We start from the raw sequence: 12,725 nt of genomic DNA on the forward strand, positions 1-12,725 counted from the left end.
CCCGGACGCCGGTCAGCTGTCCCTTCCCTGGCGACTCGCTCGGGCGCCTCGCCCCTGCTCGGCCGTCGGTCGCCCTCCCCGTCTCCGTTCGGGCGCCCGTCGGTTGTCGTGCCCTTGCCGATCCTTCCGACGGGAATGCCGCTGCGGCCTGGGCGCCCATGAACCGCCCCACCCGGGTTCACGCGTCGCCCCCCTTCGTCCGGTGGCCGCGAGGAGCGGCCTCCCCGGTGCCCGGGCTGCGCCGGCGTACGGAGGACTTGCCCAAGAGCTGGGGACGGGTTCCGCCCGTCCTCTTCGCGCGGGGGCGGGTGGCGCCGTCATCTGACGGGCCTACCCGGCGTCGACGCCTCGTGGCCGACTCCAGCGCCCGGGTGGCACCGCTGATCGATGTCGAGCAGGACGGGGGACCCGGGATGTGGTCGAGGGGCGTCGTGGCTTCGGTGTCGTCGATCCAGCCGTCACTCTCGATCCCCTCCACGCAACCGACACCGCTCATTCCCTCGAAACTCTCGGTCCCTTCCAAAATCTCCGTCCCCTCAAGACTCTCCGTCCCCTGGAATCCCTCCGTCCCTTCGAAGCCGTCCGTGGCCTCGAGCCCCTCCGGGTTCTCACCCCAGCCGATGCCCCCGTCCTCGTACGCGTCACCGCCCGCGATCCGCGCGCTGTCCGGCGTGGTTCCGGGCCGCGCGGCAGCCACGCGAGATCGGCCGCCGCGCTCCGCGCGCAGACAGCGCCGGATCGACTCCGGGTCCAGACCCTCGTTGCAGGCCTGGTGCAGCAGGCGGGCGAACAGGTAGCCAGGGTCCGCGCCGAGTGCCATGGCCAGGGCCTCCCGGGCCTCCAGCTCATCGCCGGTCGACCAGGCAACCCAGCCGGCGAGCGTCAGGGGAGCCGCAGCGTGCTCGCGGTACGGCCCGACACAGCGGCGGGCGAGGGCACGCCAGAGGCGCAGCGCCGGTGCCGCCTCGTCACCTTCCATCCACTCCGCCGCGCGATCGCGCGTCGTACGATCCTGCAGGCCCAGAATCAGCGAGGCGGCCTCGTCGTGTGCGAGCAGTTCGTCGTCCCGAAGGTCTGCCAGGAGCGTGCCGGAGGCGGCGGGTGCGTCGGCGAATCGGCTCCTGGCCCGCCGGGCCTGTCGCAGGGTCTCCTCGGCCACGTCCGCGCGGCTCGCGTCGTCGAGGATCCGCGGGACCAGGCGGGCATTCGCGGTGTCGAGCGCGCGTTCCTGTTCCAGCGCCGCAGCTGTCTCCCAGGGTTGAAGCCTGGCCCGCAACTCCTTCAGGGTGCCCCGCACTTGCAGGCCGGCGTAGGTCGCGGCGGCGGCCAGCACCGAGGTGCCGGGCAGGCCCATGGGCACTCCGTCGTCCGGGCAGCACTCGGGCGTCACACAGCAGTAGGACCAGAAGCGGTTGTCGGCGATGCACAGGGCTTCGACCACGGGCACGTCGAGACTGCCGCATTCGGTGCGCAGCAACTGGGCGAGCGGGCGCAGACGTTCCCTCACCTGATGCCGCGCTTCACCCTCCTTCGGTTCCTGGCAGAGGTACACGACCATGCTCTCGGGCCGTGCGCCTCTGCGCTCGCTTCCAGTCACCAGACCGTGCGTCAGCTGCTGTGCCACGGCGGGCCAGTCGTCGGGGTTCGCGGGAATTCCGAGCCGGGCGCGGCCTCCGAACCGGCCGCGCCCGTCCCGGTCGTGCAACGCGACCAGGACGATGCTGTCCTCGGGGTGGTAGCCGAGCAAATATGGCAGGGCGTCGGCCAGTTCGGCAGGGGTACGCAGGGTGACCTGATGCGTTTCGCTGTGATTCGTCATGCGGTGACGATCTCGCGGTTTCCGCTATCCCGCTTGAGCCTGTGGATAACTCAAATCAGGGACATGCCAAGGGCGATGTCGGGATTCACAGGCGCCCCCGTACACCCTCGACGCAGCGCGACACCGCCTCGAACGGGCACTCGCATGTCACCACCGAACAAAAGGTGGATGGCATACCGAACATGAGATTTCAGACGTCATCACCGCGATCATCATCGGCATCACCGCCGCCCTCAACTCCTGGGCTCCTGGCCGCCGGGGACAGGCAGCCGGCCGACAAGGTCTCCGAGCGCGTCGCGGGGCAAAGGTTCGCCATGACTTGTTGCTCGGCTCCCGCCGACTGGAGCCGAGGCCGGCTGAACAGACCGAGGGGCACCCCGAGCCCCGGACCCGGCACAGAAGCCGCGCGCGAGGCTGGTGACAGCTCAGGAGGCATCCGAGCGAGGCTCCCTCACCCGGCCACGGCAAGGGTGAGTGGGAGTACCGCGTCGGCTCCGGCCTGGCGCAGGAGACGTGCGCCTACGGCCAGGGTCCAGCCGGAGTCGGTGTAGTCGTCGACGAGCAGAACCGGGCCGGGGGTGGCGGCCAGGGCGGCGGCGAGTTCTTCGGGCACGGTGAACGAGGCGGCCAGGGCGCGCAGCCGCTGGGCGGAGTTGCTGCGGTGCGCCGCGTACTCGTCGGCCCGCTCGGTGTAGGCCAGGCTGCCCAGCAGGGGAAGCCTGCCGACCCGGGCGACTCCCCCGGCCAGCGAGGCGACCAGCTGCGGGCGGGTGCGGGAGGGCATGGCGACGATCCCCACCGGCCGCGCCGCCGCGTCGGGACCGCTGCCGGCCCAGCCGCCCGGCGAGCGGGCCCAGTCGGTCACCACCGTCACGACGGCGGCCAGCACGTCGTCCGGCACCGGCCCGTCCGCGGCCTGCGCCGACAGCAGCGGACGCAGGCGGTTGCCCCAGCCGATGTCCGACAGCCTGCCCAGCGCCCGCCCGGTCGCCGCCTGCTGACCGACGGGGATACGGCCCTTGAGGTCGACCCCGACCGCCGGCATGCCCGAGGGCCACATCCGGCGCGGCTCGACCTCGACCCCGGGGCGGTCCAGTTCGCCCGCAGCGCCCGCGAGAGCGCTGGACGACACCGAGGGATCGAGCCAGGGCCCCGCGCAGGAGTCGCAGCGGCCGCACGGGACCGCCTTCTCGTCGTCGAGCTGCCGCTGCAGGAACTCCATCCGGCACCCCGTGGTCGCCACGTAGTCCCTCATGGCCTGCTGCTCGGTGGCGCGCTGTTTGGCGACCCAGGCGTAGCGCTCGGTGTCGTATGCCCACGGCTGCCCTGTCGCCGCCCAGCCCCCCTTCACACGCTTGACCGCCCCGTCCACGTCCAGGACCTTCAGCATCGTCTCCAGCCGCGAGCGCCGAAGATCCACCAACGGCTCCAGAGCCGGCAGCGACAGCGGACGACCCGCCTCCTCCAGGACGGCCAGCGTGCGCCGCACCTGTTCCTCGGGAGGGAAGCCCACCGAGGCGAAGTACGCCCAGATCGCCTCGTCCTCCCGCCCCGGCAGCAGCAGCACATCCGCGTGATCCACACCGCGCCCCGCACGCCCCACCTGCTGGTAGTAGGCGATCGGTGACGAGGGCGACCCCAGGTGCACCACGAACCCCAGGTCCGGCTTGTCGAAGCCCATCCCCAGCGCCGAGGTCGCCACCAGCGCCTTCACCCGGTTCGCCAGCAGATCCTCCTCCGCCTGCAGCCGGTCGGCGTTCTCCGTCTTCCCCGTGTACGAGGACACCGGATACCCGCGCTGCCGCAGGAACGCCGCGACCTCCTCCGCCGCCGCCACCGTCAGCGTGTAGATGATCCCCGAACCCGGCAGATCCCCCAGCCGCTCCCCCAGCCACGCCAGCCGATGCGCCGCGTCCGGCAGCTCCAGCACGCCCAGCCGCAGGCTCTCCCGGTCCAGCGGCCCCCGCAGCACCAGAGCGTCCCCGCCCCCCGTGCCCAGCTGCTCGGCCACATCCGCCGTCACCCGCGCGTTCGCGGTCGCCGTCGTGGCCAGTACCGGCACCCCCGCCGGCAACTCCGCGAGCATCGTGCGCAACCGGCGGTAGTCGGGGCGGAAATCGTGTCCCCAGTCGGAGATGCAGTGCGCCTCGTCGACCACCAGCAGGCCGGTGGTGGCCGCGAGCCTGGGCAGCACCTGATCACGGAAATCGACGGAGTTGAGGCGTTCCGGACTGACCAGGAGAACGTCGGTCTCGCCGCGCTCGACCTCCCCGTAGATGGTGTCCCACTCCTCCGGGTTGGCCGAGTTGATCGTGCGCGCCCGGATACCGGCCCGTGCCGCCGACTCGACCTGGTTGCGCATCAGCGCCAACAGCGGCGAGATGATCACCGTAGGACCGGAGCCACGCCTGCGCAGCAAAGCCGTGGCGACGAAGTACACCGCCGACTTTCCCCAGCCGGTGCGCTGGACCACCAGGGCACGCCGGCGCTCCTCCACCAGGGCCGCCACCGCCTGCCACTGGTCCTCCCGCAGCCGCGCCGAACCCCCAGGGGCACCGACCAGCTCAGCGAGGATGGCGTCGGCTTCATCACGTAGCTCCTGGTTGCTCATGCCCCCATGCAACCTCACAGCACTGACAACGGCCCAATCCACGGCCGTGACGGCATGCGTACGGACAGTCCCCCCAGGCGTTCGGAGCCTGGGACGGTCCTCCTTTCGGACGACTTCACGGCGACCGGGTGGACCCTCGCGGGGCGGCCCGGGGGCGACGACGGGCCGGGGCGCAGCGAGCGTCGCCACTGGTCCTCGCCCTCCGCCGTCGATGACGAGAAGGTGAACCAAACCGAACAAGCGGACCAACGGCACGTTCCCGGCCACCCCAGCCATCTACAAATGACACACCTGGCAGGGATATAATCCACAGATCACCAGAAGCCGGTCGGTGGCCCCATTTGCTCGTTGCCGCAACCCAGTTCGACAGCGAGAATTGAAGTCCGCTCCCCGCACGGCGTGCCCGTGGTCCGGCAGGGCTCCGCCGCGGTGTGCGCTCCCCAAGTCCGATCTCCCGCCCGCAGTGCGGGCGCGTAGCCGAAGGGAGGACCGTGACCTTCGGATTCACTCCGTCCCCCGCGGCATCCATGTCGACTTCTGCCGACCTGTCCGCCGCTTCCACCAACTCAGCAGCCCGCATGCTCGAACCCGCGGAGTGGGCCGCAGCCGGGATTCCCCTGCTGCGCAATCCCCGTGAGGTCGTCAGCGGACTGCACGCGCGGCACCGCCCCGGGCCCGCGACCGCGATCGTGGCCGTCCTCGATCCTGACGAGCGGCTGCAGGCGAGCGCCTCGTTCACCCGCCGTTCGGCGCCGGCCGACGGCTGGATGTTCCGCAACTCGCTGCTCGCACAGCTGCGTCGGGTCATCCCCCACGACCTGCGTCGCCGCACTCCGGTGCGCACCGCCGTCCTGCTCTACTGCCGTGACGGGGACGCGCGCTGGACGGAGGAGGACGGCGCGTGGATGTGGGGTCTGCGTGACGCCTGCACCCTGCACGGGCTGCGCTGCGGCGCGTACATCACGCTGACCCGCGACGGCTGGCAGGTGCTCGGCGAGGGTCGTGGCGGGCGCCGCCCGAACGCGGACTCACCACCGGAGCCCTTCGCCATGTCCGAGGCACCACCACTGCTGCCGATGCCCCGCACCGGAGGCACCGCCTCGGACATCCTGCGCCGCGCGGCAGCCCGCTGACACTGGCGCCCAGCGGCCGACGCGCCACAGCCGTACACGGATCGGCCACCGCGGACAACGGCGTCCGCCGGTAGGACGTATGCCGACGAGAAGCCCGTACATGGGCAACACGAGTCGAGTCGTCCGGAAGGCATCCAGCGCCACAGCGACGGGGGCACGCGCACGCGTGCCCCCGTCGCCCATGACGATGCGCCCTTACGATCCCGCTTCCTGCCGCCCGGGCCAAGGCACGGCGGCGAGCCTCACGGCAGCCACCGGCATCCCGGCGCGTCCGGCATCGGGGAACGTCGGATCGCCCGCCGTACGGTCACCGCTTCAGTCGCCCTCCGCCAGCCGGTCCGGTGTCGCCGGACCGGCCGACCCGGACGGTTCACGAAGCTGCTCAGACCCCCGCGCCCAGCACCGAGTTGATCTGCTGCGAGTCGCCGCAGCAGATCAGCAGGGCACCGGCTCGGCCGAGGGCCAGGGGAAGGGCCGCGGCGGTCGTCGTGTCGGTTCCGCCGTTGACGGCGACCACGACCACCGGACGGGAAGCGGCACGGCTCAGAGCGGCGGCGTCGGCATAGAAGACGTCGTCACCCGCGTCGTGCTGCGCCCAGTACGGGCCCTCACCGAAGGACAGCTCGTGCGCGGCCCACGGGTGCGGATCGCCGGTGGTGATCACCAGCACCTCACCGGGGGCCCGACCCGACTCCAGGAGCAGGTCGACGGCTTCCTCGGCGGCGTCCAGCGCGCCCTCGGCCGAGGCCGGGATCAGCTGGATCTGCGGAGCCGCCGGGGCCTCGGAGACAGGCGCGGAAGGGATGGAAGGGACAGGGGGGGCCGGAGCCGCGGACGGCCCGGGCTTGACCGCGCCGACGGTCGAAGCCACGGCCGCCGGCGCGTCGTGCGATGCACGCTGGGCCGGCGCGGTGGGCCGGAAGGGACCCGGACGGCCGGGACGCGGCGAAGCCGCGGGGCGCGGGCCGGGTACGGGACGGGGGGTCGGCGCGCTGTGGCCACTGGCCGGAGCGACACGGGGACCCTGGGCACTCTCGTGAATCTGAGGCTCCTCGGGAATGAGAGGCATGACTTGATATTTATCAAACGCCGGTGCGACTCGCGCCAGCGGGTGGCACATGAGTGCGAACGGAACTGTCAGAAGTCGAAGCCGAGCTGGCCCTCGATCTCCGGAGCGTTCCCGTTCGCCCAGCTGCGGGCCTTCTTGAGGTGCCGCCACTGGGGCAGCGCATCAAGATACGCCCACGACAGCCGGTGGTACGGAGTGGGACCCCGCTCCTCCAGCGCGGCCTTGTGCACGGGTGACGGATACCCGGCATTGGCCGCAAACCCGAAGTCTGCATGGTCGATACCCAGTTCGGCCATCATTTTGTCGCGCTGAACCTTGGCGATCACGGACGCCGCCGCGACCGCCACGCACGACTGGTCACCCTTGATCACCGTACGGACCTGCCACGGCGACCCCAGGTAGTCGTGCTTCCCGTCGAGGATGACCGCGTCGGGGCGGACCGGCAAGGCCTCCAGCGCACGCTCCGCGGCAAGCCGCAGCGCTGCCGTCATCCCCAGGTCGTCGATCTCCTCCGGAGAGGCGTGCCCCAACGCGTACGACGTGACCCATTCCCGCAGTACTTCCGCGAGTTGGGTACGCCGCTTGACCGCGATGAGCTTGGAGTCGGTGAGCCCTTCGGGGGGCCGCCTGAGGCCGGTGACCGCCGCGCAGACGGTGACGGGGCCGGCCCACGCACCCCGCCCTACCTCGTCGACGCCGGCGATGACCTTCGCTCCGGTCGTGGCGCGCAAAGAGCGCTCGACGGTGTGGGTGGGTGCTTCGTACGGCATGGCGGTCTTAGCCTACGCCGCCCGGAACCCCACACGACACCCGGTTCCCCCAAGCGACTTGAGGCTCACCGCCGAGCGCACCCGGGCCGCCTTCGGAGCGGACTTCAGACACGGCCCGCCCGCAGCAGCGGAACCATGAACTGGTCGATCATCTCCTCCATGTCGCGCTCCCCCCATTCACTCCCGCACATCTTGGAGCGGTACATCATCATCGCCGGAATGGCGTCGAGGACGTAGCCGTTGGCAGCGTCGAGACGGACCTCTCCCCGCTTGATTCCTCGCTCGATGATCTCCCGAAGCAGCCCTACCATCGGCTCGACGAGCCCTCCGAAGATCACGCTCTGGAACCGTTCCGCCTGCGGGTTGTCGCATTCGTGAATTACCGAGCGCAGCGCGAATCCGGGGCGCGAGAACAGCGCCTCACGCACCTGCCGGCACAGTTCGAGAAGGTCGTCCCGGACGTTCCCGAGGTCGGGCGCCCGGTCGAAGCGCGGCAGCCCGGCCTGGAGCGCGTCCGCGACGAGGTCCTCCTTCGAGGGCCAGCGGCGGTAGACCGCGGCCTTCCCGGTCTGGGCGCCGGCGGCGACACCCTCCATCGTGAGCCCGTTCCAGCCGACCGTACTGAGCTGCTCCAGCGCGGCCTCGAGGATCGCGCGTTCGAGCACGGCGCCGCGCCGGCGGGGGGAGGCCGCCCGGGCGGGGGCAGCCGTCCAGCGCGAAGTAACCATCTGAGTGTCTCCAGCGGGCAGGGGGGAGCGGGGGGTGCGAGTATTTATGAGGATTGTCGGCATTGGGGTGATCGCCGACGAGGTGAATCGCCGAGATTACCCGGGCAACCGGCACACGACACGGCGACGGCTTAAGTGAACGCTTGCGTTCACTGTCGGGGACTCACTACCGTTCGACGCGACAGTGAACGCAAGCGTTCACTAGTGCTCTTATGGGGGACCCATTGTGACTACCTCTTCGTTGATGAAAGACCAGAAACCAGGTGCGGCCCGCCGGGAGGGGCATCCCGGCATAGCGCTCACCGTCATCGCGGCCTGCCAACTCATGGTGGTACTCGACGCGACGATTGTGAACATCGCGCTACCGCACATTCAAGGCGCCCTCAAGTTCAGCACGACCGACCTCACCTGGGTGGTCAGCGCCTACACGCTCACCTTCGGCGGCCTGCTGCTGCTCGGCGGCCGGGCCGGTGACATCCTCGGCCGCCGCCGGGTCTTCCTGACCGGCATCCTGGTGTTCATCGCCGCCTCTCTGCTGGGCGGACTCGCCCAGGAACCCTGGCAGTTGCTGGCCGCGCGGGCCCTCCAGGGTGTGGGCGGCGCGATCGCCTCGCCCACCTCGCTGGCGCTCATCACCACCACGTTCCCCGAAGGCCCGGAGCGCAACCGGGCCTTCGGCGTCTTCGCCGCCGTCTCGGCCGGCGGCGGCGCCGTCGGCCTGCTCGCCGGCGGCATGCTCACGGAGTGGCTCGACTGGCGCTGGGTGCTCTTCGTCAACGTGCCGATCGGTCTCCTGATCGCCGCGCTCACCCCGATGTACATCGGGGAGTCCGAACGCCACCCGGGCCGCTTCGACATCCTGGGCGCACTGACCTCGACGTTGGGCATGGCGTCCCTCGTCTACGGCTTCATCCGCGCGGCGGAGAAGGGCTGGCGGGACAACCTGACCCTCGCGTCGTTCGGCACCGCGGTGGTCCTGCTGGTCGCCTTCGCCTTTGTGGAGATGCGCGCCAAGGAGCCGATCACCCCGCTGCGGATGTTCGCCGACCGCAACCGCTCGGGCACGTACGTGATCATGCTGAGCCTGGCCGCGGCGATGTTCGGCATGTTCTTCTTCATCGTCCTGTTCGTACAGAACGTCCTGCTGTACACGCCGATCGAGGCGGGCCTCGCCTTCCTGCCGGTGACCTTCGCGATCGCCACGGGCGCGGGCCTCTCACAGCGGTTCCTGCCGGTCCTGGGACCCAAACCGTTCATGGTGGCCGGCTCGGCACTGGCCACACTGGGCCTCGCCTGGCAGGCCTTCATCACTCCCGACAGCTCGTACGTCGGCGGGGTGCTCGGCCCGATGCTGGTGTTCGGCTTCGGCATGGGCCTGAACTTCGTGACGCTGACCCTGACGGCGGTCTCCGGGGTCGCCGCGCACGAGGCCGGCGCCGCGTCCGGGCTGCTCAACGTGACGCAGCAGGTGGGCGGTTCGCTCGGCCTCTCCATCCTGACGACGGTGTTCGGCTCGGCGAGCCGCGACGAGGCGGCGAAACAGGTACCCAAGTTCCTCGCCCAGGCCACGGCGGAGCAGAAGGCGGAGTTCGCCAGGACCAAGCAACTCCCCGCTCCCTGGAGCCACGAGGTACTCGCCCACGGCATCTCCACGGCCTTCATCCCCGCCGCCGCGATGGCCGTCCTGGCCCTCGTCACTGCCTGGTTCGTCATCCGCGTCCGCAAGAGCGACCTGGAGGCCCTGGCAGGCACGGCGAGCACCACGGGCCCGGCCGGCGGCTGATCTCCCGGCAGCGGGCCCGCAGGCGCTGCCGAGACGGTCGCCGACGACAGCGGTACGTCGCTCCGGGCACCGGAGCGACGTACACGGCGACCACGGACGACCACGGACGACGTGAGGGTACGCACGGACGCCTCCGGAGCCTCGCGGCGCTCCCCCGGCGATCCCGCCCGCAGGCACCGCCACGACGGATCCGCGCCCACCAGGTCAGCGGTACATGCCGCTGCGCACGCCCGCGCGCCTTAAGGCGTCTGCGGCACCGCGCGAGGAGGAGCCGCGCGTGGCCGACGCCTCCGCGCCGCTCCGGCGGGGACCTGAACGGGCGACGCTCACGGCATCATCGCGACATCTCACCAGGGCGCGCCCTGCCGCACACGCGCGTGTACGGCCCGACAGCCCCGCCCGTGCTACGACCCCGCGGGCACCCACTCCGGCAGCGCTTCCGTCCGCTCCAGCCACGCCGGCGGCGGCGCCCCCGCCTTTCCCGCGGCGAGTACGCCGCCCACGATGGCGCAGTTCGTGTCCACGTCCCCGCCCACCCGGGCCGTCGCCCAGAACGCCTCCTCGTAGTCACCGAGGGCGCGCGCGGCGGACCAGAGCGCGAAGGGCACGGTGTCGTGCGCCGACGTACGCCGGCCACAGCCCAGTACGGCCGCGACCGTGCCCGCGTCGGCGTAGTCCAGCATGTCCCGGGCACGCCGCAGCCCGGCGGAGACGGCGCTTCTCGGGACGAGCGCGACGACACCGTCGAGGAGCGCACCGGGGCTCGGCGGGCCGCCCGGGGCGCCCACCAGGGCGGCGGCCGCGGCGACGGCCATGGCGCCCACCACGGCCTCGCGGTGCTGGTGCGTGGGGTAGGCCGAGATCTCCGCCTGGTGGGTCGCCTGTTCCGGGTCGTCCGCGTACCAGGCACCCAGGGGAGCGATCCGCATGGCCGCGCCGTTGCCCCACGACCCCTGGCCGTTGAACAGGGCGGAGGCCAGCTCGCGCCAGTCGCCCCCCTCCCGGACCAGTCGCAGGAGCCGGTTCACCGCGGGACCGTACCCGCGGTCGAAGTCGTGGTGGTGCGCGAAGGAGAGGGCCAGCGCGTCCTGGTCGACGCGCTGGTGGGCGGCCAGCACGGCCACCACGGAGCACGCCATCTCCGTGTCGTCGGTCCACTGCCAGGGGCCGGACGGCAGTTCGCGGACCTTGAGGAGCGGGTGGTTCACGGGCACGAAGAACTGCGACCCGAGCGCGTCCCCCACCGCAAGCCCGCGCAGGCTGGCCAGGGCGCGCTCCAGGCGCTCGTGAGAAGAGGACTGGGGAGAGAAGTCAACGGTCATCGCGCTGCCACTCTATCCGGTGATTCCATACGATTCCGGATCACGCCAGCGCTCGAACGGCCGGTCCAGGGTGTACCTGCCGTCGCTTCCGAGAACGAGCATCCGCATCTCCGCGTTTCCCGGATTCGACAGTGACTCGAACTCCGCGACCGTCCAGTGGAACCAGCGCATACAGAACAACCGCATGGCCAGCCCATGGGTCACCAGCAGCACGTTGGGCGGATGGTCGGGCGCCTCGAAGCTGCGGTAGAGGCTCTCCAGGAAGCCGCCGACCCTGTCGTACACGTCGGCGCCGGACTCTCCCTGGGCGAAACGGTAGAAGAAGTGCCCGTAGGCGTCCCGGTACGCCTTCTGCAGCTGTACGTCGTCCCGGTCCTGCCAGTTGCCCCAGTCCTGCTCGCGCAGCCGGGGCTCCTCGCGTACGCGCACGAGGTCGGAGTTCAGGCCGAACGCGCGCAGGGTCTCGTGTGTACGACGGTAGGGGGAGACGTAGACGCTCACCTGCTCCTGCCCGAACACCTCGCGCAGCCGCTTGCCGGTCTCCTCCGCCTGTCGCCAGCCGCGTTCGGTGAGGGCGAGGGCATGATCCGGCTCGCGCTCGTAGACGGTGTCATCGGCATTGCCCATTGACTCGCCGTGCCGGACGAGGACGATGCGCCGTGGTCTTACCATGCCAAAACCCTAGATCGGGTCGGCGCCGACCGGGCACTCACACGACCTCTATACGGCGTATGTCACACATGTCGTGCGCACAGAAGCACACGAGGCGGAACACAGGGTCCGGACCTCAGACTATCCAGCTGGGTTCCAGTTCGACGATGTCTCCGGCGAGGGCCGCGACGTCCGCCTCCAGTTGGGCACGCAGTGCCAGCCGCTCCACACGCTCGGCCCGGTACTTGCCGTGTTCGGCGGCCGACCGCCACATCGACAGGATCAGGAACTCGTGCCCCGGCGCCTCGCCGAACAGCCCCCGCACCATGCCGGGCGAACCCGCCATCGCGGGGTTCCAGACCTTCTCCTGCATCAGCGCGAAGTGCTCGGCGCGCTCTTCGTGGACGCGGCAGTGCGCCACCCGTACCAGGTCGGAGTCCGTGAAGCGCGGCTCGAAGCCGGTCTTCACGTCGAACCGGTAGTCGAACAGCTTGACCTGCTGGTCCTTGAAGGTGCCCGACTGCGCGGTGGCGAGCCGGTCATGGGATCGGGCCATGAAGGAGTCGTAGAAGGCGCGGCTCTCCCAGAAGGCGAAGACGTGTGCCACGCCGGGACGCCCCCGGCTCCAGCCCCCGCCCTGCCCCCGGAATCCCGGCTCCCCCAGAAGTCCCGCCCACTTTCGCTGCCCCCGTTCGAAACCGCGGCGGTCGACCACGGTGCAGCGAATCCACTTGACCAGCACCGCGCCATCGTAAGGCCCAGCGGCGTGGCGCCGGTCACGCTCGGGCGGAGTACGACCGCGCGAGCGCCCCCGCGCGCGTGGCACGATGGACAACCAG

Annotated in this window: 10 protein-coding genes; 2 read left to right on the plus strand and 8 right to left on the minus strand. The window is 70.9% G+C overall.

Going from position 1 to position 12,725, the window contains the following annotated elements:
- Window positions 1-178 precede the first annotated feature (178 nt).
- Window positions 179-1,819, minus strand: coding sequence for a DUF4192 domain-containing protein (locus ACW4TU_RS10885; protein ID WP_457427030.1), 1,641 nt, complete (start codon window positions 1,817-1,819; stop codon window positions 179-181).
- 451 nt (window positions 1,820-2,270) lie between these two features.
- Window positions 2,271-4,430 carry a RecQ family ATP-dependent DNA helicase gene (locus ACW4TU_RS10890; protein WP_457427032.1) on the minus strand — a complete coding sequence of 720 codons (2,160 nt, stop codon included), beginning with the start codon at window positions 4,428-4,430 and terminating at the stop codon, window positions 2,271-2,273.
- 491 nt (window positions 4,431-4,921) lie between these two features.
- On the opposite strand from ACW4TU_RS10890, the gene ACW4TU_RS10895 reads away from it, so the two are divergent.
- On the plus strand, window positions 4,922-5,563 hold the full coding sequence (locus ACW4TU_RS10895) for a hypothetical protein (protein WP_457427034.1): 642 nt from the start codon (window positions 4,922-4,924) through the stop codon (window positions 5,561-5,563).
- 382 nt (window positions 5,564-5,945) lie between these two features.
- Here the strand turns inward: ACW4TU_RS10895 and ACW4TU_RS10900 are convergent, their stop codons facing one another.
- From ACW4TU_RS10900 to ACW4TU_RS10910, 3 genes are all read right to left on the minus strand, one after another.
- Complete coding sequence (locus tag ACW4TU_RS10900; RefSeq protein ID WP_457427036.1) at window positions 5,946-6,632, minus strand: hypothetical protein; 687 nt, start codon at window positions 6,630-6,632, stop codon at window positions 5,946-5,948.
- A gap of 68 nt (window positions 6,633-6,700) precedes the next feature.
- On the minus strand, window positions 6,701-7,402 hold the full coding sequence (locus ACW4TU_RS10905; RefSeq protein ID WP_457427038.1) for a ribonuclease HII: 702 nt from the start codon (window positions 7,400-7,402) through the stop codon (window positions 6,701-6,703).
- Window positions 7,403-7,506: 104 nt separating this feature from the next.
- A complete protein-coding gene (locus tag ACW4TU_RS10910) occupies window positions 7,507-8,130 on the minus strand; it encodes a TetR/AcrR family transcriptional regulator (RefSeq protein ID WP_457427040.1) in 624 nt (207 codons plus the stop codon).
- A 226-nt stretch (window positions 8,131-8,356) separates the two neighbouring features.
- Between ACW4TU_RS10910 and ACW4TU_RS10915 the strand changes: the two genes are divergently transcribed.
- On the plus strand, window positions 8,357-9,913 hold the full coding sequence (locus tag ACW4TU_RS10915) for an MFS transporter (RefSeq protein WP_457427042.1): 1,557 nt from the start codon (window positions 8,357-8,359) through the stop codon (window positions 9,911-9,913).
- Between the two features lie 404 nt (window positions 9,914-10,317).
- Here the strand turns inward: ACW4TU_RS10915 and ACW4TU_RS10920 are convergent, their stop codons facing one another.
- The 3 genes from ACW4TU_RS10920 to ACW4TU_RS10930 form a co-directional block, all read right to left on the minus strand.
- Window positions 10,318-11,235 (minus strand): ADP-ribosylglycohydrolase family protein, encoded by a 918-nt coding sequence (locus ACW4TU_RS10920; RefSeq protein ID WP_457427044.1) that lies wholly within the window; start codon window positions 11,233-11,235, stop codon window positions 10,318-10,320.
- Window positions 11,236-11,247: 12 nt separating this feature from the next.
- Complete coding sequence (locus ACW4TU_RS10925) at window positions 11,248-11,907, minus strand: histidine phosphatase family protein (protein WP_457427046.1); 660 nt, start codon at window positions 11,905-11,907, stop codon at window positions 11,248-11,250.
- Window positions 11,908-12,022: 115 nt separating this feature from the next.
- On the minus strand, window positions 12,023-12,628 hold the full coding sequence (locus tag ACW4TU_RS10930; protein WP_457427048.1) for a YdbC family protein: 606 nt from the start codon (window positions 12,626-12,628) through the stop codon (window positions 12,023-12,025).
- Window positions 12,629-12,725: the final 97 nt, after the last annotated feature.

The sequence above is a fragment of the Streptomyces kryoterrae genome, assembly GCF_054072135.1.

Coding starts and splice junctions, on each gene's coding strand:
- ACW4TU_RS10910 (WP_457427040.1), bottom strand. CDS start 8,130: ATGGTTACTTCGCGCTGGACGGCTGCCCCCGCCCGGGCGGCCTCCCCC.
- ACW4TU_RS10900 (WP_457427036.1), bottom strand. CDS start 6,632: ATGCCTCTCATTCCCGAGGAGCCTCAGATTCACGAGAGTGCCCAGGGT.
- ACW4TU_RS10885 (WP_457427030.1), bottom strand. CDS start 1,819: ATGACGAATCACAGCGAAACGCATCAGGTCACCCTGCGTACCCCTGCC.
- ACW4TU_RS10905 (WP_457427038.1), bottom strand. CDS start 7,402: ATGCCGTACGAAGCACCCACCCACACCGTCGAGCGCTCTTTGCGCGCC.
- ACW4TU_RS10890 (WP_457427032.1), bottom strand. CDS start 4,430: ATGAGCAACCAGGAGCTACGTGATGAAGCCGACGCCATCCTCGCTGAG.
- ACW4TU_RS10920 (WP_457427044.1), bottom strand. CDS start 11,235: ATGACCGTTGACTTCTCTCCCCAGTCCTCTTCTCACGAGCGCCTGGAG.
- ACW4TU_RS10925 (WP_457427046.1), bottom strand. CDS start 11,907: ATGGTAAGACCACGGCGCATCGTCCTCGTCCGGCACGGCGAGTCAATG.